18 protein-coding genes are annotated in these 23,734 nt (G+C 37.7%); 3 read left to right on the top strand and 15 right to left on the bottom strand.

Annotated features, from left to right (window positions below):
- Window positions 1-14: 14 nt before the first annotated feature.
- From IEU90_RS07220 to recX, 11 genes are all read right to left on the bottom strand, one after another.
- On the bottom strand, window positions 15-1,445 hold the full coding sequence (locus IEU90_RS07220) for an oligosaccharide flippase family protein (protein ID WP_153710014.1): 1,431 nt from the start codon (window positions 1,443-1,445) through the stop codon (window positions 15-17).
- A gap of 5 nt (window positions 1,446-1,450) precedes the next feature.
- Window positions 1,451-2,569, bottom strand: coding sequence for a UDP-galactopyranose mutase (gene glf, locus IEU90_RS07215; RefSeq protein ID WP_153710013.1), 1,119 nt, complete (start codon window positions 2,567-2,569; stop codon window positions 1,451-1,453).
- 194 nt (window positions 2,570-2,763) lie between these two features.
- A complete protein-coding gene (locus tag IEU90_RS11565; RefSeq protein ID WP_443093931.1) occupies window positions 2,764-7,752 on the bottom strand; it encodes a glycoside hydrolase family 53 protein in 4,989 nt (1,662 codons plus the stop codon).
- Window positions 7,737-7,841: a KxYKxGKxW signal peptide domain-containing protein gene (locus tag IEU90_RS11510; protein WP_371868198.1), complete on the bottom strand. Its 105-nt coding sequence runs from the start codon at window positions 7,839-7,841 to the stop codon at window positions 7,737-7,739. Before IEU90_RS11510 ends, IEU90_RS11565 begins: the two co-directional genes overlap by 16 nt.
- Before the next feature lie 118 nt (window positions 7,842-7,959).
- Window positions 7,960-8,517, bottom strand: a complete 558-nt coding sequence (locus IEU90_RS07205) for a CDP-diacylglycerol diphosphatase (RefSeq protein ID WP_153710011.1) — start codon at window positions 8,515-8,517, stop codon at window positions 7,960-7,962.
- Between the two features lie 85 nt (window positions 8,518-8,602).
- Window positions 8,603-11,158, bottom strand: coding sequence for a C39 family peptidase (locus IEU90_RS07200; protein WP_188357922.1), 2,556 nt, complete (start codon window positions 11,156-11,158; stop codon window positions 8,603-8,605).
- A 66-nt stretch (window positions 11,159-11,224) separates the two neighbouring features.
- Window positions 11,225-13,945 (bottom strand): M23 family metallopeptidase, encoded by a 2,721-nt coding sequence (locus tag IEU90_RS07195; RefSeq protein ID WP_188357921.1) that lies wholly within the window; start codon window positions 13,943-13,945, stop codon window positions 11,225-11,227.
- Window positions 13,946-14,173: 228 nt separating this feature from the next.
- Window positions 14,174-14,821 carry a sugar transferase gene (locus IEU90_RS07190; RefSeq protein WP_153710008.1) on the bottom strand — a complete coding sequence of 216 codons (648 nt, stop codon included), beginning with the start codon at window positions 14,819-14,821 and terminating at the stop codon, window positions 14,174-14,176.
- A gap of 11 nt (window positions 14,822-14,832) precedes the next feature.
- Window positions 14,833-15,762, bottom strand: coding sequence for a glycosyltransferase family 2 protein (locus tag IEU90_RS07185; protein ID WP_153710007.1), 930 nt, complete (start codon window positions 15,760-15,762; stop codon window positions 14,833-14,835).
- A gap of 17 nt (window positions 15,763-15,779) precedes the next feature.
- The gene (locus IEU90_RS07180) at window positions 15,780-16,547 is read right to left on the bottom strand and encodes a DUF4422 domain-containing protein (protein WP_188357920.1); all 768 of its coding nucleotides are present in this window, start codon (window positions 16,545-16,547) and stop codon (window positions 15,780-15,782) included.
- 78 nt (window positions 16,548-16,625) lie between these two features.
- Window positions 16,626-17,417, bottom strand: coding sequence for a recombination regulator RecX (gene recX / locus IEU90_RS07175; protein WP_153710006.1), 792 nt, complete (start codon window positions 17,415-17,417; stop codon window positions 16,626-16,628).
- A 102-nt stretch (window positions 17,418-17,519) separates the two neighbouring features.
- Between recX and IEU90_RS07170 the strand changes: the two genes are divergently transcribed.
- Complete coding sequence (locus tag IEU90_RS07170) at window positions 17,520-17,735, top strand: DUF1659 domain-containing protein (protein ID WP_153710005.1); 216 nt, start codon at window positions 17,520-17,522, stop codon at window positions 17,733-17,735.
- Between the two features lie 19 nt (window positions 17,736-17,754).
- A complete protein-coding gene (locus tag IEU90_RS07165; RefSeq protein ID WP_153710004.1) occupies window positions 17,755-17,982 on the top strand; it encodes a DUF2922 domain-containing protein in 228 nt (75 codons plus the stop codon).
- Window positions 17,983-18,043: 61 nt separating this feature from the next.
- On the opposite strand, the gene IEU90_RS07160 is transcribed toward IEU90_RS07165, so the two are convergent.
- From IEU90_RS07160 to yjeM, 4 genes are all read right to left on the bottom strand, one after another.
- Complete coding sequence (locus tag IEU90_RS07160; protein WP_153710003.1) at window positions 18,044-18,922, bottom strand: YihY/virulence factor BrkB family protein; 879 nt, start codon at window positions 18,920-18,922, stop codon at window positions 18,044-18,046.
- Window positions 18,923-19,082: 160 nt separating this feature from the next.
- Window positions 19,083-19,856, bottom strand: coding sequence for a DUF1828 domain-containing protein (locus tag IEU90_RS07155; protein ID WP_153710002.1), 774 nt, complete (start codon window positions 19,854-19,856; stop codon window positions 19,083-19,085).
- An 11-nt stretch (window positions 19,857-19,867) separates the two neighbouring features.
- On the bottom strand, window positions 19,868-20,296 hold the full coding sequence (locus tag IEU90_RS07150; RefSeq protein WP_153710001.1) for a DUF6978 family protein: 429 nt from the start codon (window positions 20,294-20,296) through the stop codon (window positions 19,868-19,870).
- Window positions 20,297-20,481: 185 nt separating this feature from the next.
- Window positions 20,482-21,987: a glutamate/gamma-aminobutyrate family transporter YjeM gene (yjeM, locus tag IEU90_RS07145; protein WP_153710000.1), complete on the bottom strand. Its 1,506-nt coding sequence runs from the start codon at window positions 21,985-21,987 to the stop codon at window positions 20,482-20,484.
- A gap of 317 nt (window positions 21,988-22,304) precedes the next feature.
- Between yjeM and IEU90_RS07140 the strand changes: the two genes are divergently transcribed.
- Window positions 22,305-23,726, top strand: a complete 1,422-nt coding sequence (locus IEU90_RS07140; protein WP_188357919.1) for a basic amino acid/polyamine antiporter — start codon at window positions 22,305-22,307, stop codon at window positions 23,724-23,726.
- The last annotated feature ends 8 nt before the right edge of the window (window positions 23,727-23,734 follow it).

Below are 23,734 nucleotides of genomic sequence, written 5' to 3'. Positions count from 1 at the left end.
TAAATTCTCCACTCTTATTTTTTTTGTCGCTTCTGAATTAATGTTATTGCTTCTTCCACAACAGGTGCTTTCAATAAAATAATTCCAAGTAAATATACTACTATTCCAACAATAACTTCAATCATCAAATTCATTACTGTCATATTAATGATAGCAGCTAACCGATACACAATTATAAACATAATCAATCCACTCAGCAAATACTTCCACGTACTAGCAAACAAACGGCGACGACGAATTGTCGTTCGAATGTATATTAACTGTACCGCAGTGACTGCAAATTCTGAAATATCGGTTGCTAACGCAGCACCACTAGCGCCCCACTTTGCAATGAGCAGGAAATTAGCAAGAATATTGACAACAGCTCCAATTGTCACAGAAATAGTATACTCTCTTGTTCGATTAATTGGCATTAAGTACTGGGTACCAGTAACGTTACTCCAACCAATAAACAAAATAATTGGTGCTTCAATCATCATTAAGCGCCCAGCATCATTAAATTCTGCCCCTAAAAACCACGGAGCAAACGGTTCAGCAATCGCCATGATACCAAACATCATTGGTGCAGCTAATGCAGTAATAAAATCAAAGGAATTATATAAGCTTTCCCGAATTCCCTTAACATCCCCTTTAGAAAACTTATTAGCAATATGGGGGAGCATTACTTGTCCAGAAGCAGTAACAACTGCTAAAACAACCTTAGTTATCTGATCAGTATTTTGAAACTGACCTAATTGATTTTGCGTTGACATTCGTCCCAACATAAGTCGATTAACAACTAAGTATACCTGTGTTGTAATTGTTGGAATAAATAACAACAAGGCTGGATAAAAGTGCTTAAATGGATGCCAAGTGGAAATCGGCACCCATTTAATTTCTTTACGAAGGTATGGCCACAAGGTTAAATTCCCAACCAAATTTGATAAACCTAGTAAAGCAATATATTTTCCAAGATCATTATGGTCTTTAACAATGAGGAAAATTAGTGCTACAGAAGCTAGTTTTACAACCATATTCCGAAAAACAATTCGTTGAAAATTTTCCATTCCCATAAAGTACCATGAGACATCCACCCCAGCTGCAATAATCCAGAATGACTGAAGAAGAAAATAATGCTTAAAGGTTGTACTAAACAGTAATACTGCAGCAAGATAAGCACCAAGGGCAATTAAAATCGTCATTCCCTGAAGCATTTCAATTCCCCAAAAGATCTTAGACCGATCAATTGGATCATCACGGTGATAGGCCACTTCCCTGTTTCCATAAAGGGCAATTCCCATTTGTCCAACAAGCATGAAGAAGGTCATCCAACTGTTTGTATAAGAGTTAATTCCCACAAGTTCAGGCCCTAATACACGGGCAATATATGGAACTGTAATTAAGGGTACTAACAGAAGTAGAATCTGATAGACCACATTATACAAATAATTTTTAATAACCTTCATGGCTACTAATCAAACTCCTTATTAACAGCTGTCAAAGCTGCATGTAATACTTGATCCATGTTGTAATAACGGTATTGTCCTAAACGGCCGCCAAAGATAACATTATCAGCCTTTTCGTCAGCTAACTTGGTATATTGCTTGTAAAGGTCGTTATTCCGTTGATTATTGATTGGATAATATGGTTCATCACCACGATGCCAATCAGCAGGGTATTCACGAGTGATGATCGTTTTATCCTTATCACCCTTGCCAAATTCAAAGTGTTTATGTTCAATAATCCGTGTATATGGTGTTTCGGCATCGGTATAGTTAATTACCGCGTTACCTTGATAGTTACCGACATTCTTTTCTTCTGTTTCAAAGCGAAGGCTCCGATATTGAAGTTCACCTAATTGATAATCAAAGAACTGGTCAATCATCCCGGTAAATACTATTTTCGGATAATCTTCAAGGTACTTAGCCTTTTGATCAAAGAAGTCCACACCAGTCTCAACATCAATTAAGTCGCTATCAAGCATCTTTTCAACGATCTGGGTGTAACCGCCAATTGGAATCCCTTGGTAGGTGTCATTAAAGTAGTTGTTATCATATACCAAACGCACTGGGAGACGCCGAATAATAAAGGCAGGTAATTCAGTTGCCTTTTGTCCCCACTGCTTTTCAGTATAGCCCTTGATCAACTTTTCATAGATATCGCGGCCAATAAGAGAAATAGCTTGTTCTTCAAGGTTCTTTGGTTCCTTACCAGCCATTTCTTGCCGTTGCTCATTAATTTTAGCCATTGCTTCTTTCGGCGTACGAACTCCCCACATTTCACTGAATGTATTCATATTAAATGGCAGGTTATACATATGCCCCTTATAGTTAGCTACAGGACTATTCGTGTAGCGGTTAAATTCCGCAAATTGATTAACGTATTCCCAAACTTCTTTATTAGATGTATGGAAAATGTGGGCACCATATTGGTGAACTTGAATCCCGTCTACTTCCTTTGTATAGATATTACCAGCAATGTGATCGCGCTTTTCAATTACTTTAACGCGCTTACCTCGTTTAGCTGCTTCGTAGGCAAAAGTAGCCCCAAACAGGCCAGCACCTACTACTAGATAGTCATAATTTTTCATTGTTCTCTCCATATCATAACTTTTACATACTTTTGTATAATACTACATTACTACAGTGTTTGTGAAGCTTAGAAATATTTACCATAATTTAAGATTATTTAATAACTCTTGTAACATTTTAGTAAAAGTCCTGCAATATAGCAATTTTACTAAAAAGGCAGTTTCACCTTTTAGGAGAAACTACCTTTGATCAATTACTTAGTTTTAGGATCAATCCATTTTAATGATGCTGAGTAAGTTACAATAATTGGATCACCGTATTTAGCATCTTTATTTGCACCTTGTAAATCATCAGTCTTTAGCCAATATTCATAGTGATATTGGTTGCCGTCTTTCATCGTATAGACTTTACTACCAGATAAGGCACCTGTAGAACCATACATTCCCGGGAGAGCCTTTGCTAAGTCTTTAAATGATTGACTGCTAATTACCGCACCTTTTTCACCAGTTAAGGCAGAATCAACAGCTTTCTGAATGACTGCTAAATCAGTACTTGGTAATGAATCACCCATCTTTAATGGCGAATCAATAGTTACACCATCTAATCCATATACCTCTGAAACGGTTGCTTTGATAAATGATGTTGCCATTTCGACTTGCTCATCCTGAACCAATGTAGCACTGTAATTTACAGTCAGTGGAGTACCGTACTTAGCTCTACTATTTAATGTAAGAAAATTATTTAACTTATCTGTAGCGTTGTTACCATCAAGCCAGAATTCATAATGATACTTATTGCCAGCTTTATCAGTATAAGTTTGACTCTTAATTCCTTCTTGTAGGTCATTAAAGATTGCTTTTAATGAGGCATCACTGATTGTAGTATTTTCAATTCCATTTAGTAGTTGCTGTCCATCCTTACTAAAGATACCATTTATGTCTAAACCATCACCAATCTTTAGCGGATTAGTTAACTCAACACCGTCAGTCTTATATAAGGCATTGATTTTAGCGGTGAAACTACTAGTAACACTTGCTGGAGATTGGTAACCATTTAGGAAGCCCTTGTACATCATTAGTGACTGAAGTGGGTAGCCATGATCATCAAACAACGTATTATTGTCCCATGAAGTACCACCTGAAGCAGACTTACCTTGGTACATAATCTTAGAGTCGGGGTAATAACCACGAGAATTGATTGATGCCCAACCAGTGCCTTGAACATCTCCCATCAGTTTGTTGTATTCCCAGTTATCCCAACCGGCTTTTACCGGAATCCACGCTGGTTCCCAGTAAAAGGCACCGAGTCCATTGTCGTTACTTAATACTGCTTTGTACATTGCTGAAATTTCATCAACTTGGCCTTGTGGACTTACAGAGTAGTGACCTGGCTCCCAGCTAACATTATTTGGTGTTCCATCAGAGTTTTGGAGGGTAAATGGCCAACCGCTTTCAGCAATCATAAACTTCTTACCATACTTATCTTTGACCATCTTTTCAACATTGGCAATATTATCAGGATTATTACCACCCCATCCCCAGAATGGATAGTAAGAAGAACCTAATACATCGTAGTCAACACCATGAATCTTTAGCGAGTTCATAATCATATCATAATTATGCATATCAGGTGTTTCAATATGAACCGCTAATTGAGTCTTTGGAGCAGCCTCACGAAAAGCACGGGAAGCTGAACTTAATAAGCTAGTAATTCGACTTGCCTGTGGTTCTGTTTGCCAAATATTAGCTCCTAATTTTTCATCATGAACACCAAGAATCCCCTTAGTAATTTCGTTACCAAGCTGGGCCATATCGATATTAACACCAGCCTTAGTAAAGTCATTGACAAGCTTCTTCGTATAAAGGTAAACTTCAGCATTTAAATCTTGATCATCTAAGTTTTTCCATTGCTTTGGCACTAATTGAGTTGCAGGATCAGCCCAGAAATCAGAGTAATGTAATCCTAGTAGGACTTTCATTCCGTACTTTTTAGCGTCTTCAGCAATTTGAAGAACAGTCGCTTCATCATCGATTCCACCACCATATGATTCACCAGCAGCATTATATGGATCAACCCACATCCGAATTCGGATGTAGTTAACTCCAGCATCAGAAAGGACCTTCATTAAGTCCGCTGGCTGACCATTGAAATCATAGAATTGAACCCCATTTTTAACCAATGCAAGATAACTAGATACATCAACACCACGAATTGTATCTTGTTTCATATTTGGAATTGGATTTACTTTTACCGTCTCATAACGTGCACCTGTTTCAGTTCCATTTTGGTAAGCTAATGAAACTTCATCTGCAGACTTTTTGCTAGTTGGTGTCTCATCAATATTTTCAGTATTTGATCCTGTCTCAGAACCATATACAAGCGTTGCCGTGTAATTTACCTTTAGTTGGTCACCATACTTAGCATTCTTATTTAAAGCAAGGAAGTTATTTAACTTATCGTCTGCACTCTGACCATCAAGCCAGAATTGATAATGGTAAGCATCATTTCCGTTATAATAATTCTTTGTTCCTTCTAGGGCGGTTGTATTTCCTGGTAAGGCCGCAAAAATGGTCTTAAGTGTATCAAGACTAATTACAGTCCCCTTATCACCCTTTAATAACATTACACTTGGTTGTATAAGAGCTGTTCCTAAATCTGTACTATCAACACTTACCCCTTTTGTGAGCCCGTTTTTGACATCAACAGTAACTCCTGCATGTTTGTATACATCTGAAATTTGAGCAGTTAACTTAGAAGTAGCTTGTTCTGTGGCCGTACTGGTACCGGGTGCAAAGAGAACAATTGCTAAGTTATTATTAGCTACTCCAACACCAACAACACTATTATTTACAATTGAATTATTAGGAATATTATTGATAAAGTTATCAGTAATTTGATCATAATCCATTGTCTTGGGAAGATCAAAAATAGCTGTAGATACTACTTTACCATCAAGTAAGGCATTATTTTTTAGTTTTTTAGCAATAACTTGAGCATCATTATTAACGTCGCCTTGTGCTAATTCCTGAGCAATATCATAAATCGCTAATTCCTGATAATTATTATCTTGATTTGTCCAATCATATAAAACTTTTGCTTGACGCTGAGCCATTAATTTTTGAGCAATCCGCTGAGCAGTCATATCACGCTTAGCACGTATTGAATTAATATTTAGGATACCAGTCTGATAGTTACTATCAATCGTTAACACTGGTGAAGTTAAATCAACATAATTACCATTGCCAGCTGGATCATTAGTAAAGCGGTGAATTAATTGTACTTTAGTATTTCTAAGGTTATTAGCTAAGACTACTGAACCCTCAAAGCCAGATTGTCCACTATTCAAAATACTAGGATATACACGGTTAACATCTGGGCGACCAAGCTTCCCTTCAGAGCCCATAATTAGTGAACGACCGGCTTCTTTACCATTTTTAAGAACAATTAAGTATTGGTATGGCTTTGCGGCTGATAAGTTACTTGCATGCCAACCTTGGACTTCAACCGTTGATCCATTAACCTTGATATAATCAAAACTACCTTCATTAGCAGTTAAATTATATTTCCCACTCCATTGGTCCGTAACGGGTTGGTTAAGATATGGATTACCATCAGCTGCGGTACTGAAACGAAGAAGCAATTGTAAGTTATTCAGTTGAGCAATATCATTAGGAAGTGCGATCGTTGTGTTAAAGCCACTTAATTCACTGTTGTACATTGATGGGTAAGCTTTTGCTACATCAGGACGTGAACTCAACTTAACTTCTTGGCGAGTGATTTCTTTGCCATTATTCATTACTAAAATGTAAGCATGGGATTGTTTAGCTGATGCATCGCTTGCCATCCATCCACTAATTTGAAGTCCTTTATCAGTAACACCAAGCTGGTCAATATTATTTGCTGAGTGATTTAGAGTGATCGGTGCTGACCAGTAATCCATATGCTTACCATCGTTTCCATTACCATTAGGATCAGTGGAATAACGACTTACAACTGAATACTGGTGACCATAAATAATATCACTAGGATTTACTTTAAATGTTGTATTAAATCCCGAATCTTGAGCATTCTTGATATTTGGGTATACTTTAGCAACATCTGGACGAGCAACGTTAGTAATCTTTAGAGAAGCAATTTGATGCCCAGCCGTTTGATCAAATAGGATTAGGAAACGATTATTCTCTACACTCGATGCATCTGTCGCATGCCAACCGGTAACTGTTACTTCTCCCGCTTTACTAATATTAAATTGGTCAAGACTTCCTTGATTAGCTGGATTAGCAGGCATTAGTTGTTGTGGGGCAAACCAGTAATTAACATTATTTCCTTCACCGTTGGTTACATCACTATAACGACTAATGATTTGTAATTGATGAGTTAAGTCAATATTTGATAATGAGAAGTTCGCATCAAATCCTGAAATATCTGCATTAATTACTTGTGGATATGCTTCCTCAACATCAGGACGAGCTACTCCATTAACTCTTACTCGTGAAAGCTCATGACCAAGGGTACGATCAAATAAAATAAGGTAGTGATTTTGTTTACCTAATGCCTTATTAGTAGCATTCCACCCAGAAACGTGAAGCTGATTATTAGTTACCTTCATTTCATCAAGCCAGGCATTATTATCTCGATTTAAAACAACCGGTGCTGAAACATAGTCAATATACTGACTATTTCCATCAGCTGATCCGCTGTACCGGCTAATAATTTGAATGGCATTACGGTAAGTTTGAAGCTTATTTACATCTAACTTAATGTTAGCATCAAAGCCCGAATTTTCAGCATTGTAAACGTTATGAACGTTCTTTACGTCAGGACGAGCCACAATTGTCTGACTATCTAATTTTGTTCGTCCTAATTCTGTTTGTTGTCCCTGTTCATTATGTCCAATTGCAATTAAGAAACGATTTTTATTACCGTACTGACTAGCTTGGTTAGTAGCCTGCCAACCGGCCACATGAAGCTGGTTATCATTAACTGTTACAGAATCAAAAGCACCATAGCTACCATTATCATTATGATCATAATTAGATGTTTGTAAATCAGTATTATTAGCTTTTGATGCTACTTTTTCTATTGAACCGTTTTCTTGCTGTCCATCTTGTTTTACCAAATCAGTAGTCTTTAATGGCTGCTCCGGCTTTTCATCATTAGCTGTTGATGAATTTGTCGTCGTTGTAATTGACTGATCGTCTGTAGGGGTCGCCGTGTCAGCGTTCGCTACCCCCCCATTAATATTCCAGTAGATACTGCTACCGTAGTAATTGCAGCGGTTATCCATTGCTTCCCGCTTTTATACAATTTAAAATGTCTTTTTGTTTCCATTTAATTGTTCTCCTATATTCTTAGTAAATCAATTTATTTTAGCACGCAAGTAACAAAAATTAAATCTAATAAAAAAGAATGTACCAGAATTATACTTGTACATTCTTTTCATATTAAATTAGTGTGCTTGAACAACTTTTGCGTTACTTGGTAAATCACCTGACCAGTCGTTATAAGTAATTTGGTTACTTCCATTTGTAGTCTGACGATCCATACCATCACTATCAACATGGTGAGTTACACCATTTTCATCTGTCCAAACTGCAACATCACTTAGACCAAGTTGAATATTACTGCTTTGGTTGGCCTTAGTACCACTTGTAGACTGTTGACCAGCAGAAGTTGCCGTTCCGTTAGCAGCCTTAGTAGATGTTTGCGATGAAGCATTGGACTTAGCACTACTTCCTTGCGAAGAAGTACTTGAATTGCTGTTAGAATCAATCTTGGCTACATCATTATCACTAACCTTAGATGATGATGAATTCTTTTTACTGCTAGAGTTTGCAGAATTATTTTCTTTTGTACTGTTTTTATGACTCTCAGTTACTTTTGAAGTCTTGACTTTAGACGAACTGTCACTAGAAGCAGATTTGTTTGTACTGCTTGCACAACCAGCTAAGCCTAAAGTTGTCATTAATAAAACAGAGCTGCTTAGTAAAAGTCGTTTTATTTTCATTTAATAATTCCTCCGTTTAGGATCATATATCTTACACTTTATTGTAAACCATCTTGATTATTTGTGCTACCAATTAAAGTTAATCTTAATAACTAATTGCTCGTTGTCTATCCGCGTTCCAATGCTGATAGAATTCACCATAAGTCATGCTTTCTTTTCTTCCAGTCCATGGATTATTGTAGAACAATCGGCTTGCATCATAGCCTGTTAACGCTAACGCATGATTGACAAAACCATTAACATTAGCAACCCACGCAACAACTAAGTGTCCTTGATTTAACTTATCCTTAATTCGTTCCATTGAAGCCCCAGTCATGATATCACTGTGACCAACATACTTGTTAACAACTGGCGCAATACCAGTAGGAAAAATCCACCAACCACTTGGACTAAACGGATTTCCAACAAATCCATAATCACCATTATTACTACGAGGCATTTCGTTTGCTAATTGAACCTTATTTACATTATATCCTGCATAGCGCAACATCATCGTAACTGCTGTAATCTCACACCCTGTTGGTAATTCTGGCAATTGACTGATTACCTCAGCATCATTATATACTGCAATGATTTGACCGTCAGCATTATAAGTAGTTGTCTTCTTTCCTTCCGTTTGGGCACCAGAAAATACTGACACTGGACCAGAGTAAACATCAATATAATTTCCGTTTCCATTTGGGTCATCTGTTAAACGGTTAATTAATTTAACCACTTTATGCATCATACTTGCCTGAGTTGGTAACGTAACCTGAAAACCAGACTTATTAGTTCCTAAAACATATGAATAAACACTTTGAACATCGTTACGAGTAATATTTTTATCAGTAATTTGCTGACGGTAAAGTTCCTTACCGCCATTATCAAGAACAATCAAATATTCATATGGCTTGCTCGTTGTTAAGTTACTTGCTCGCCAACCACTCACTGTAATATTACTAGCGGTCACTTGAACATTATCAAAATTCCCGATATTTGTTGGATAATCTTGACTAGCTTGATCACTGTAATTACTATTACCATCTGTTGATCCAGCAAAACGAAGCAAGATCTTTAAGGTACCATTTGCCGTTGCCGGGTCAACCTTTAAATTAACATTAAAGCCACTCTTTTGCGAGTTGTACAAACTTGGGTAGACTTTGGCAACATCTGGACGAGCAGTTAAGTTTAACTTAGTCCGCGCTATTTCTTTGCCATTATTTAATAAAATCAAGTATGGATTTTGCTTATTAATGGCCTGGTCACTAGCTACCCAACCGGTTACATTAAATCCATCTTTAGTCGCACTGAAATTATCAATGTTGTAAGCCTGCTGGTTTAATGTTACTGGTGCTGACCAGAAATCAGTGAACTTGCTTTGTCCATTATCACCGTTGCCTTCAGCTAAAGTTGAATAACGGCTAACGATTTGGTAAGCGTGACCTGGAGTCAGGCTAACTTTACCAAAACTAGCATTAAACCCAGATTGACCAGCACTTTGAACGGCGGGATAAGCCTTCGCTACATCTGGACGCGCAACATTAGTAACCTTGATTGAAGCAACTTGAGTATTGTTACTTTTATCAAAAAGAATTAGGTAGTGGTTACTTTCTACTTGAGAATAATCAGTAGCGTGCCAACCGGCAACTGTTAATTCACCATTGCTAAGGTTAAAGTTATCAAGGTTGCCTTGATTGCTGGTATTGTTTGGGGTAAATTTCTTTGGAGCATACCAATAATTAACATTATTGCCTTCACCATTTTGGACATCACTGTAACGACTAATAACTTGTAATTCATGATTTAAGTCCACATTAGCCAATGAGAAGCTAACATTAAAACCAGCGTTTTGTGCATTGATGACCTGCGGGTAAACCTTGGCAACATCCGGACGGGCAACAGCTGTTGCCTTTTGCCGTGCTAATTCATGACCGGCAGTCCGGTCAAATAAGATAATGTAATGGTTATTCTTGCCCAATGCTTTATTAGTGGCATTCCATCCGGTTACTTGTAATTGGTTATTAACAATACTGAAATTATCAAGATAGGCATTGTTGCTCTTATCTAAATTGATTGGTTGCGACCATGAATCAACGTGGTCTCCCTCACCGTTAGCAGCATTACTGTAACGGCTAACGATTTGAAGATGGTCATCAACATTCTTAACCTTGCTCCAATCAAGGTTATTCATCGTTGCTTGATAGCCAGCATCCTTAGCATTGACTACATTAGGATAAGCCTTCGCAACATCGGGACGGGCAAGATTTCTATTTACCTTGGTCCGCCCTAATTCTGTATTGGTAGTACTATCATAAGCAATTACATACCGGTTATCTTTACCAGCCGCTTGGTTGGTAGCCTGCCAGCCACTAACTTGTAAGTTACCGTTATTAACCACGTTAGCTGAATCAAGCCAGCCATAATTACCATTATCCTTTACTTGGGCTACCTTTTCTTGAGCAGCTAAGTCTGTGGTCTGACTTGTGCTATCAGCAGCTGGCGTTACCACTTGTTCTGTTTGTGGATCAGCAGTCGTTGTGGTAGCAGCTTTTACGCTAGTGTTACCAAGCATTAAACCAGCCGATACGGCAGCGGCAGCTAATGCCATGCAGCACCATTGTTTGCCATCTTTGTATAATTTATAGTGTTTTTTAATTTCCATTGTTATCTCCCAAAATTCCCCTATAAAAAAGCTACTTATTTATTAACAATAAGTAGCTTTTCTTTATTACTTAGAACCATTCCGAATTAAGTCTAATGGATTTAACCAAGTACCATTATTGTTAAATGAGTTAGCTAAAGCAATATTAAAGTTATGTTGACGGGTAACACCGATATGAACGTGTGACGTATCACGACGACCAATTACATCACCAGTGTTAATTTGTTGACCAACTTGAACTTGAATATTGTTCTTGTTTGAGAATGCTTCTTGATAAACAGTAAGGTATTCACCAGTGTCAACTAATACATACCAATCTAAACCAGCAGTATAACCAATTTGGGTAACCTTACCACCGTGAATTGCATGAACCTCTGAGCCTGGATGATCGATTGAGCCAAAGTCAAGACCATCGTGGAAGCCATTTCGACGGAATTGTCCACCAGGATTTACACCAAATAACTGCGCACCGCCAAAGTGACCTTCACCAACGTTAGGGAACGGCCATCCCCACTTATCATTTTCAACTGCTACACCATTACTACCGAAGTCATAGGATTTGCCATCAACGGTATGGGTACCAGTAAACATAGCACCTGTAGATGGATCAAAGTAGTAATTATTATTATTGATGTTAGCCCAACCAGTCTTTTTAGCACCAGTCCGAGGATCGTAGTATAAAGTAGTACCATTTTCATTTTGGAATTCTGAATTAATAGAAACTGGATTTGAGTAATAATCTACATAACTGCCTTCACCATTAGCTTGGTTAGAGTAACGATGAATCAAGCGAACAGCTTTATGATTAATTTGATCGTTAATGCTTACAGAAGTATCAAAACCAGACTTAGCACTATTAGCTAACCATGGATATACCTTTTGAACATCATTACGAGTGATGTTCTTTGTGTTTACCGCTTGACGAGTTAATTCATGACCATTCTGATCCAATACGATAATAAATTGGTAGTCCTTTCCGGCAGTTTGTGTACTTGCGTGCCAACCAGCAACCTTAATTTGGTTACCAGAAACATTTACCGTATCAAAACTACCCGCATTTGTAGCGTACTTATTAGTATTTTGATCGGTGTAATTACTGTTACCATCATTTGAACCAGTAAAACGAAGAATCATTGAAAGTTCGCCAGTTAAACTTGCTGGATTTACTATTAAATCAGTACTAAATCCACTGTTACGACTGTTATAAAGTCTTGGGTAAACAGCAGCTACATCTGAACGGTCAGTTAAAGTAACCTTGCTACGAGTAACTTCTTTACCATTGTTAAGTAAAATAACATAAGCGTTTGGACGATTAACCGCAAAGTCACTCGCCATCCATCCTGTTACATGGAATCCTTTATCATTTTGAGTAAATGAATCTACACTGTAGCGTGCTTGATTGAACTTAAGGCCATTAAACCAATAGTCTACATAGTGACCTTGATCCCCGTTACCATTAGCAGAAGTAGAATAGCGACTAACTAACGCATATTCGTGACCAGGAATAATGACATTAGCATTAAATGTGCCAGTAAATCCTGACTTACCTGCAGTTTGAATAGCACCAAATGCCTTGGCAACATCTGGACGGTTAACTTGACCCGCTGAAAGAGAAGCAGCTTGTTTGTTAGCAGTCCGATCAAAAAGGATCAAGAAGTGGTTAGGTGCGATGGTTGATGCATCGTTTGCATGCCATCCATTAACAACTAATTGCCCATTACTAAAGTTAGCACTATCAAGATTACCTTGGTTTTCACGGCTTGTTGGTGCAAACCAGTAATCTACACGGTTACCTTCTCCGTTTTGAGCATCACTGTAACGGCTAATTACTTGTAATTGATCACTAGCGTCAAATGATAACTTTGATAAATCAAATGTTACATTAAAGCCAGACTTAGCGGCATTATTTACATTTTGATAAACCTTTTGAACATCAGGACGTTGACTATTCTTTTCATCAACCAATTGACGGCTAAGTTCATGGCCCTTTGTCTTGTTATAAAGAATTACATAGTGGTAATTTTTATTATTTGCTTGGTTAGTTGCATTCCAACCAGTAACATGTAATTGGTTGTTTTCGGTATGCATATCATCTAAATATGCATGGTTTCCTTGGTCAAAAGTGAATGCAGGATACCAGTAATCCACACGGTTACCCTCACCGTTTTGAGCATCACTGTAACGACTAATTACACTAATTGAGTGGTTAGTGTAATCCTCGTTAGCAGTATTTAATTTAATTGTTGAATTAAAGCCAGAAGTAGCAGCATTAGTAGCATCAGGATGTACTTTGGCAACATCCGGGCGACTTACATTTTCAACTTGTTGGCGACCTAATTCAGCCTTTGCAGTATTATCATAGGCAATTACGTAATGATATGGCTTATCCTCAGCTTGGTTAGTTGCTTGCCATCCACTGACCTGAAGTTGGTTATTGGATAAACTAACAGAATCTAAATAACCATAATTATTAGGATTTTTTACCGCTTGTTGTTCTTGCTGATTTGTCTGTGCAGGAACAACATTATACTTTTCTGTCTCTTGAACTGTAGCTGCTTGAGGATTGACAGCTACACCGTTATATGTATTTTGTGCTTGAACATCAACTTTAGCATTAGTTTGTTGTTCATTTGTTGCTTGTTGAGGGGTAGTGGATTGTTGTGCATCAGTGGTTTGATCAGCTGCAGCATTCCCACTTAATAAGAATAATGCTCCCCCACAAACAGTAAGAGTTGATAAAACTTTTGATTTTAAATGACTAGGTTTAAAAATAAGCTTGTCCTCCATTAAAGATAAAACCGAATTGAAATTTGAATACTTAAATTTTTCTAACGATTAATATCATACTGTTTACATTGTTTTGTTGCAACCTACTAAAGAAGCCTCTAAATGGTTGTTAAATCAACCTTTAGAGACTTTCGTAATTATCCGGATATATATATTTAACTTAATTGTAACAATTGTTAATAATTCATTTTTAATCGTTACGCAATCAAAGAAAACGTTTTCTTGTAACTAATACGCGCCATCACGTTTAAAAATACTAATAATGTTCTTAAACATTATCTTTGTATCAAAAGCAAGTGAAGCCTTATCAACATACTCTAACTCGACATCACAGCGTTCTGGATATGGAATGTTGCTCCGACCACTCGATTGCCACAATCCCATTGCACCTGGTTTTACTGATAAAAACTTATCAACCCGATCACCATATTCTTCAAGTTCTTTTTTTACAATAGGGCGGGGGCCAATAATGCTCATATCGCCACGCAAGATATTGATAAACTGTGGAATTTCATCAATTGATGTTTTTCGTAACCACCGACCTAAACTGGTAATCCGTGGGTCTTCTTCTGGCTCCAGTTTATAGTTATTGGCAACATACTTAGCATACATTTCTGGATCATTTTCTAAAATCTTATCCGCGTTCACAATCATTGACCGAAACTTATAAATCTTAAATGGTTTGCCATGCCAACCAATTCGTTCCTGCTTATAAAATAATGGACCTTTGTTATCACCAAACCGATTCATTATAAAAATAGTCAGAAAAACTGGACTAAAACCAATCATTGCTAATGACGACAGCGTAATATCAAAGAACCTTTTCCAGAAAAGGTAGCCCTTAGATTGTTGTTTAATTTTTACCTTCTCATTCATGATCCTCAATCCTACTTTTTCTCTTTAATAATATAGATCGGTCGTTTCTTTGTTTGCATATAGATGCGTCCAATATACCTACCAACTATTCCAAGGCACAACAGTTGAATACCGCCAAGGAATAAGATAATACAAACCATTGAAGCCCAGCCAAAAGCACTACTAGCAGGCTCAATAATCTTTCTTATTATGACAACAATCATCCCAATAATAGAGACAAAAGCTGTAAAACCGCCAGCCCATGTAGCAATTGCCAGTGGGGCTTCAGAAAAATCAGTAATTCCATCAATCGCATACTTAAACAGTTTCCAAGTCGACCAATCAGTCGTTCCAGCAACTCGCTCAACATTTTTATAAGGAAGGTACTTGGTCTTAAAACCAACCCAGTTAAAAATTCCTTTCGAAAAACGATTATACTCCGTCAATGACAGTACTGCATCAACCATCTGACGAGTCATCATCCGATAGTCACGGGCCCCTGAGATAATCTTCGTATCAGAAATCTTGTTAATGACATTATAGAACTGATCTGAAAGGAAAGACTTAAACTTCGCCTCCCCTTTTCGATCAGTCCGCCGCATTCCCACACAGTCATACTCGCCAGTTGAAATATCCTGATACATCTCAGGCAAATATTCTGGCGGATCCTGTAAGTCGGCATCCATTACAACTACGTAATCCCCAGTGGCTGCCTGTAACCCAGCGTACAGTCCTGCTTCCTTTCCAAAATTACGGGAAAAAGAAACATAGTGAACCCGCTCTGGATCTTGTTTATGCAACTTTCGCATTTCAGCTAATGTGCCATCACTTGACCCATCATTAACAAACCAATACTCAATCTCTACCGGCATTTTTTTTACCACTTTCTCAACAGCTGGATAAAAAAGCGGGATAGCTTCTTCCTCGTTATAGCAAGGAACAACTATTGATAATTTGGGCATTTTTATTTCTCCAATCGTTAATGTTCACCATGGCCGGTAACTTTACGTTTTAAGAACTTCGCAATCTTTAATGGCCAATTTTGCTTTTCTAGAAATACCCGGTTAACTTCCACTGTCTTATACTGTGGATTTGTCATTAACCATGTATCCAATAACAGTTCACTCAAAAAGCCAAAAACCCGCTGTTCATATGAAGTATAAGCTGAATAATCAACTTTCTTCTCAACTTCACCCAGAACGTCAAATAGCCATGTGCAGTACTCATCCAACGGCTGCTTTTTCATAATCATCATGTTGAAGTAATGAGCGGAAGTTTGCTTCATCACTTTTTCAAAGGCTGGCAAATATTGCGGATACTTATCTTTTAGGACTTGGCGAGTTATTTCAAGCGGCTCATGTTCATGGACATGAAGGTAGTGAGACTCGTTTGTTTCAATGTAATAATGCCGTTTCTTAGGTAAAATTACATCTACAGCTTTAAATAATTCTTCAACTTGTTCCTTATTCAAGATTGTTGATAAGTCCTTCGAGTGCCCCATCGTTAAGTAACGGCGATAATGGACCAGTCCCAACGCATCAACATCAAGATTTTTCCATCCCCAATAAAGGGCCGTCAATTCATTATAATGAGGATTCTTTTTTGAAATACTATCTCCCGTATTGTCACCTTGAAATGTATGGTTTACACTCGGGTGAATCTCTTTACCAACAAAGACTGGTAAATACATGGGATCATCTGGCATCCGATAATTTTTATGGACAGCCACTAAGATTTTAATATTCACTGTCGTACTCCTAATTAATAGTTTTTAAACATAATCATTAAAATAATACCAGTTATTCCCTATCTTGGAAAGCGATTATTATAATTCATGCTCATCAAGCCAAGTCTGAACGTCATCAAGGTCAAAACCTTTTCGATACATTGATTGTTTAAAGTGCTGTTCTCGTTCATAACCCTGGTAACGGCGAGCACGATGCCATTGCTTTTCGGCTTCTTTAACTAGTAATTCATTTTCTTGCTCAGTATCCGGCTGTGGAACCACCTCATCCTTGATCATGTCATAAATGTTGCTGGCAAATCCCTTTGTCATTAGTCCCTGCTGTACCTTTTGCGCTCGTCGCCGCTCTGGTTGATTGCGGTAACGTCGAAAAAGCTTTAACGCTAATTTCTTTGCTACTTCGGCTTGGTCTTCGATAGTAAATTGAACTAACGCATCATCAATATCATTTTCACCGATCTTTTTCTGCCGTAAATGCTGGCGAATAACTGTCGGCCCCTTTAATTCCGTATTCATCACGGTCCGCACATAAGAATCCGCATAAGCATGATCATCGACCAATTGTTGCGCACGGAGTTTACTAAGAATTGGTTCAATAAACTCTTCTGGAGTATCGATCTCTTTTAGCTTCTTTATAATGTCACTCTCAGTCCGCATTTGATAGGAAAGGTAGTCTAACATCCGGGAATATGCTTTGGCTTGCTGGTCAGCCGTCGTAATCGCTGCAATTTGTTTTTCATCTAATTCCGTTCCCTTCATTAAATGAAATTGGATTAAAACGTTTTCAGCAACCGGAAATGCATACTTGCCATCAAGATATACATTATACCGACCCTTCCGTTTTTGTGCTTCAATTTTAGAAATTTTTGCCATTTTTAAAATTTCTCCTTAACATTTTCTGTTCTCAACCGTTTATAAAGGTGTAAGCAGTGGCCGCTACTTAACAAAGTAAATCAAGCAAAGGAAGTTTTTATCATGCAAATGGTTCGTAATTTCAAATCCGCCAAAATCCAACTCACTATCACTAATAATGACCATCCCAAAGGCGTTAAGCATCCCTTTAATAATGCTAGCGATGGTGTTACTAATGATCAGGTTGCACGATTTAGCTCTGCGATTGAAATGCTCACCGCGGAAAAATGCCTTGGTGCAGATATCATCGTTACTAACCAAGTCACAATGAACAAGTAATCAGTGGAGGGAATAACATATGCGTACATTAAACTTAACTTTTAAAGGCAGTCTTGGCAAAAAGCATTCATTAAAGCTATCATATGCTAGTGGCGATCTCGATGCTAAAACAGTTCGGAAAGCAATGGAAGAAATTGCTCAAACACATATTTTCGTTAAGGATGGCGAAGAACTTTACCAATTACCCGTATCTGCAAAATACGTTGATACTGTTTCAACTGTTATCTTTAACGATGAACATAAGTAAAAACTAAGTAAGCATACTAAAGATTTCAATAATGGAGACTGGAAATTTTCCGGTTTCCATTTTATTTTTTTCTTTCCACCAACTGCCAAAAGTGCTTTTTAGCGTGCAGTTCTCCCTCATGACACTCTTGCAGAGCAGCATTTAACGCAGCCCCTAACATGATAATATAACCGGAAAAATCCAGCCATACCATCATTGCAATAAAGGCTCCAATCGTCTTATAAGAAATAACCCCATGGCTAAATATTAATGTATAGAAAGAAAACAGTCGCGATAATCCCATCCACAGTAATGAGGAGAGGAACGACCCAGCCAGGGCATATCGTAACCGCACCTTCGCATTAGGCACAAAATAGTACAACAATGTTAAAGCAATGAACAGCACCGCAAAAGTTACCGGCCACCGCAAAGAACTAAACAGGGCAATATAATCACGCCGGAAATTAAAAATCGGTTGAATACTTTTAAGAACCTGTTCCCCAAAACCGTATAAAATAATGATAATAAAGATAACTACCAACAATACGATCATCCAGATAAATGAAACAATCCGGTTCATCACGGGATTTTGATTTTCGGCGATTCCATAAGCATGATTAACGCTTCGCTGAAAAGCGGCAATTCCCTGACTAGTGGACCATAGTGCAATCAAGGCCCCGGTTGTTAAGACACCACCACTCCCGTGCCGTAAGAAATCATAAATCAGCGGCTGGATAAAATCGTAAACCGACTCAGGGATTGCAGTTGACAGGTAGGCTAAGATCGTCTTGGCATCAATTCCAATCATTGGCAGTAAATTTCCGACTACCATCACTGCCGGAAAAATAGATAGTAAAGTATAGTATGCCAAAACAGCAGCAGAACTTGAAATCTGGGCCATTGTAATATGTTGAATTAATAACGCAATAAAAGTTTTACCTTTGCCCGGTTCCTTGTCCATAATAACCTCCGAAAATATTTTATAGGTTCAATTATAACAAAATGCCTCCCCGACAAATATTACATTATTACTACGCAACGGTTTTGCTAAAACTCGCAAATGATATATTACCTAAAAATAGGCGCTAGTGCTCGGTAAAGCTGAACTCTAGCGCCTTCTTTTATGCTGTTAATTGTTTCTTTATACTACTTAATTTACTAAATGGCATTGGCATAAAGCCTATATCTTTAGCAATTCTTAATGCTTGATCGCTCGGTGAAGATATCTTATCGTTATAAATTAGCATTAGCTTAGGAGAATTATATTGAAATGATGAATTGTTTTTAATATCTGAAAATTGAAAGGCAGTCTGCATAATATTTCTATTATTAATATGATTAGTAACATCAACAATTTTTAAAGGATGTGTCTTCTGCTGCGCAACAACATACGGAAAATTATACTTGACACCGCTACGTCCCATAAAATAGCTGGGAAGACCCCCTAGATCATTTTGGTTTAGAGTAGCAATTACATCATCAACAAACATTTTTTTAACCTGAGAATGTTGTGTAAAAGAGAGATCACCAATTTTTAAGATTGCTGATGTTATATTTAATTTCATTCTTGGAAAGTCTGCAGTCGTACCAATATTATATAAAATTCCATCATCGGACAACGATACTTCATATTGACTACAGATTTTCCTAAGTACTTGTTGACGTGCGTCTGATAAATTGACATTCATCATTTCTAAATTATCTAAGGTATAACCATCATCGTCTAATTTAATTTTATTATCCTTGCTTCGCGACAGATAAAGAGTAATCTTATCACCAATATTATCTGTAAAAGGAGTAATAATCTCATCAGTATCATCTAGCTTATTAATCTGATAACTTTTGCTTAAAAATCGATAGTAATTATTAAGTAGTTCTTTAGTGCTTAGGGGCATTTTTGCACCTCCTATACAAGGTTCTGTGAAAAAGTCAATCCTTGAGTTTCAAAATTATTATAATCTAAAAATGCTATTAATGATCTCGTTGCATCATCAGATAGATCGGGATAGTTCTTAAAAACTGACAGCGGTATAGCATCAATACCATTATTATGGGTTTCATCAAAAATATGAACATGTGGTGTAGGAATATGCTCATGTGTTTTCCCATTAATATCAATACGAATCATCAACCCCTTCTTACTCCGCAGTACGTAAGTCAGGTTGTCTTTTCTATGATGTCCTTTGCGGTTTTGAATTACTATAAATTTTTCATTTGCAGTAAACTTACCATGGCCCTGTATCTTAGACTGAGTAAATTGAGCAGCAATATTAACATTATAATCATCTAATTCCTTAGGTAAATCATGTAACTGCTGATACTCTTTATCTTTCATTCGTTTCTATCCTTTCATTAAAGGGATCATACTATCTTGCAAATTTGCAACACTCGACATTTCATACTGAAAACACAAAATCAATTATCTTTTGCATCTTATTTTATCATAAGGAATACCCAAAAATCCCCTAACCAATGGCTATATACCACTGACTAGAGGATTTTTTATATCATTATTAATTGTTATTCTTCAACATGATTACGCTTAGCCGAAATTTGGTAGAAGACCAGCGCAACAATGGCGAAGAAGATTGGTCCGGCAAGTGTCCAGAATGCTGTTTGATAATCTTTGTCCATCAATGGTTGAACGAATGTGAAGACAATCCCAACAATCAAGATTAATTCAACAAAACAAACTAAAACATTTGTCCAAAAGCGGTTCTTAAAGACAACAAATGGTCTATTAAGATCTTTCTTAGCCTTAAAGAATGGGAATGCCCCGATTAAGAAGATGTATGGGAAACAAGTCGAAACATTCGCCATATCCGTCAAAATCAAGTAAAACTGTTGGGCTGCATTACCCCCAAAGGCAACAAGGAAGACAATTACACAGACAATGGTAGCCTGTAGCCACATCGCATTAGCAGGCATCCCCGCCTTATTGAGCTTTGTCAGTTTCTTTGGCCATAAGTTAGGGTTTGAACCAAGAATGAAAGCTTTAATTGGGGAATAAAGCAAGATGAACAATGCACCCAAGAATCCTAACGTTTGTGCAAAAGCAACGATCCGCGTCATAACGACCCCAAATGTTAGGGCCGCGCTGTGAGACCAGCCAAGTGATTCACCCATGGTAACCCCTAATTGATTAAAGACAACGTAAGTAACGTTACCAAGGTTAACACTACTCTTAGTCAAAGTTTGTTGGTAATTGACTGACCAGCCGAGCATGAAAATCATTAAGACATAGGTACCAATTGTAAAGATACTTGCAATAATTAATCCCCGTGGGAATGTCCGTTCAGGGTTTCTCATACTATCCGTAACTGAACCCAATGATTCCATTCCACCATAAGCAAAAATAGCATAAACAACAAATGAAATAATAGCAATTGGTGTTTGGAATTGTGGATTAGGCGAAGTAATAAAAGTTGAAGCGCCATGAATCGGCTGCTTTAAAATCCCCTTATCAGCGATTAAAACGATAATGCTGACAATTACAAAGATAACATTAACAACAATTGTAAAGATTCCACCAAGTGAACCAACTTTGGCGATTGCTGTCATTCCCCGTGAACTACACCAGGTTGCGCCAAGAATTAAAATAATTCCTAACACCCCAATCAATTGAGTAGATGTCAGTCCAAATGCATGCCATTGCTGGGTCGTATCTTTACCAAAAAGCAATGCAGAAAAAGTAATCCAAATCCGTGAAGCAGTTGACACCATCCACACGATCCAGGACGCAAGCCATACGAAAGTACCGACAAAGGCAATCCGTTCGCCAACTGAACCGGCAAGCCAGGAATAAATCCCACCTTTAGCGTCCTTAAAAGTTGAACCATATTCTGCCATCATTAAACCACAGGGAAAGAAGAAACAAATCCCTGCCAGTGCATACCAAATAATACTACCATAGCCCATTTGCAAGTAGGCGTTTGAAACATTCCCAAAGCCAAAAATGGCGGTAATGATCATCGTCACTAGTCCAAAGGTAGTAATCATTTTCTTATTACCACTCTGTTCGTCCAAAATAATGCCTCCAAAGCTTAAAATTCTTAAATAAAAATAAGAAACTATTTAATAATTATTAGTATAGTCGTCTTTAAAAAAAAGAAAAGGCTTTTACAAAATTTCACATTACATTCATACCATTTATTGTATTTTTATGCTATTTTTCACGAATTTATTTGCACATTTGTATATTTAACGGTAAATGATGTATGCCCTTTTTACCAATTAATAATTAATTTCACATTTAACCTTAATAGTATTGATAGCGTTTTCTAGCATTGATATAATTAAGCCGTGATTTTTTCACTCTAATATATGATTGTGAGGTGGAGTAAATGAGTGAGAAAAAAGGTATTAATACAATGGAACTAACCCTTTTGATTGTCGGCTCAACAATTGGTTCCGGAGTATTTGGAATAACGAGTGATTTAGCTAGTGCGGCCGCTCCCGGACCAGCGATGGTTGCATGGGTAATTGTTGGTATTGGTGTTTTAACCCTAGTCTTATCGCTAACAAACCTATCCCAAAAGCGGCCAGACCTTGATTCAGGTATTTTTAGCTATGCAGCTGCCGCATTTGGCCCATTAGGTGAGTTTATCTCCGGATGGGCTTACTGGCTTTCCGCGTGGCTTGGTAATATTGCTTTTGCTACGATTACGATGAGTGCCCTGGGGACATTTTTCCCACGTTTATTTACAAATGGACAGAACTTATTCTCAATTATTGTTGCAATTATTTTAACGTGGTTCTTAACATTTTTAGTTAACCGTGGGATTGAATCAGCTGCCTTCATTAATTCAATCGGAACAATCTGTAAAATCATCCCCTTAGTTGTTTTTGTTATTTGTGTCATTCTCGGTTTTAAGGCCGGAATCTTTACGGCTGACTTTTGGGGTAATGTGACAGAAAACCTAGGATCAAAAGTTGAAACCGGCTCAATCTTTGACCAAATAAAAGCCTCCATTATGGTAATGATGTGGCTATTCGTCGGGGTTGAAGGTGCCTCAGTTCTTTCCAGCCGGGCTAAAACACGGACCGATGCTGAACGAGCTTCAATCTTTGGTCTAATTAGCTTGCTTGTTATCTACATTGTCGTTTCAATTTTGCCATATGGAGTCATGACGCGGGCCCAGTTAGCGGCTGGCGGACAACCTGTCCTTGGTGCCATCATGCAACACCTTGTCGGAACATGGGGTGCAGCCCTCATTAGTATTGGTTTAATTATTTCTGTATTAGTCTCCTGGCTTTCATGGACAATGCTTCCAGCTGAATCACTAATGCTAATGGCAGACGATCAAACCCTTCCAACATCATGGGGTGAAGTAAACGATAAAAAGGCACCAACTCGTGCTTTGGTTATCACGGGAATTTTGCAATCAATTTTCCTCTTTTCGTTACTGTTCACATCATATGCTTACAACTTCGCCTACACCTTGTGTACTGCAGCAATTTTGATCTGTTACCTACTCGTCGGAATCTATCAAATGATGTACAGTTGGCAACACCAAGAATGGGGTCAGTTCATTATTGGTTTAATTGCGACCCTCTTTGAATTGATGGCAATGGTTCTTTCAGGGTGGAAAGAAGTAATGGTCGTTTCAGTTGGATTCATTCCTGGCTTTTTCTTCTATATCCAAGCATGTAAAGAATTCAACCACGTAATTTCCAAAAAGGAAAAGTGGGCAATGGGAATTATCGCAATCTTTGCTGTAATTTCCTTAGTATTGGTTATTAACGGCACAATTTCGATTAATTAAGGAGGACA

The organism is Limosilactobacillus caviae (genome assembly GCF_014635905.1).
Classification (GTDB): domain Bacteria; phylum Bacillota; class Bacilli; order Lactobacillales; family Lactobacillaceae; genus Limosilactobacillus; species Limosilactobacillus caviae.
The sequence above is the reverse complement of the archived record's forward strand: the minus strand, read 5'-3'. Positions and strand labels throughout refer to the sequence as shown.

What these genes read in the sequence shown, in the direction of transcription:
- IEU90_RS07220 (WP_153710014.1), bottom strand. Translation starts at nt 1,445, where the DNA reads ATGAAGGTTATTAAAAATTATTTGTATAATGTGGTCTATCAGATTCTA.
- glf (WP_153710013.1), bottom strand. Translation starts at nt 2,569, where the DNA reads ATGAAAAATTATGACTATCTAGTAGTAGGTGCTGGCCTGTTTGGGGCT.
- IEU90_RS11510 (WP_371868198.1), bottom strand. Translation starts at nt 7,841, where the DNA reads ATGGAAACAAAAAGACATTTTAAATTGTATAAAAGCGGGAAGCAATGG.
- IEU90_RS07205 (WP_153710011.1), bottom strand. Translation starts at nt 8,517, where the DNA reads ATGAAAATAAAACGACTTTTACTAAGCAGCTCTGTTTTATTAATGACA.
- IEU90_RS07200 (WP_188357922.1), bottom strand. Translation starts at nt 11,158, where the DNA reads ATGGAAATTAAAAAACACTATAAATTATACAAAGATGGCAAACAATGG.
- IEU90_RS07195 (WP_188357921.1), bottom strand. Translation starts at nt 13,945, where the DNA reads ATGGAGGACAAGCTTATTTTTAAACCTAGTCATTTAAAATCAAAAGTT.
- IEU90_RS07190 (WP_153710008.1), bottom strand. Translation starts at nt 14,821, where the DNA reads ATGAATGAGAAGGTAAAAATTAAACAACAATCTAAGGGCTACCTTTTC.
- IEU90_RS07185 (WP_153710007.1), bottom strand. Translation starts at nt 15,762, where the DNA reads ATGCCCAAATTATCAATAGTTGTTCCTTGCTATAACGAGGAAGAAGCT.
- recX (WP_153710006.1), bottom strand. Translation starts at nt 17,417, where the DNA reads ATGGCAAAAATTTCTAAAATTGAAGCACAAAAACGGAAGGGTCGGTAT.
- IEU90_RS07170 (WP_153710005.1), top strand. Translation starts at nt 17,520, where the DNA reads ATGCAAATGGTTCGTAATTTCAAATCCGCCAAAATCCAACTCACTATC.
- IEU90_RS07165 (WP_153710004.1), top strand. Translation starts at nt 17,755, where the DNA reads ATGCGTACATTAAACTTAACTTTTAAAGGCAGTCTTGGCAAAAAGCAT.
- IEU90_RS07160 (WP_153710003.1), bottom strand. Translation starts at nt 18,922, where the DNA reads ATGGACAAGGAACCGGGCAAAGGTAAAACTTTTATTGCGTTATTAATT.
- IEU90_RS07155 (WP_153710002.1), bottom strand. Translation starts at nt 19,856, where the DNA reads ATGCCCCTAAGCACTAAAGAACTACTTAATAATTACTATCGATTTTTA.
- IEU90_RS07150 (WP_153710001.1), bottom strand. Translation starts at nt 20,296, where the DNA reads ATGAAAGATAAAGAGTATCAGCAGTTACATGATTTACCTAAGGAATTA.
- IEU90_RS07140 (WP_188357919.1), top strand. Translation starts at nt 22,305, where the DNA reads ATGAGTGAGAAAAAAGGTATTAATACAATGGAACTAACCCTTTTGATT.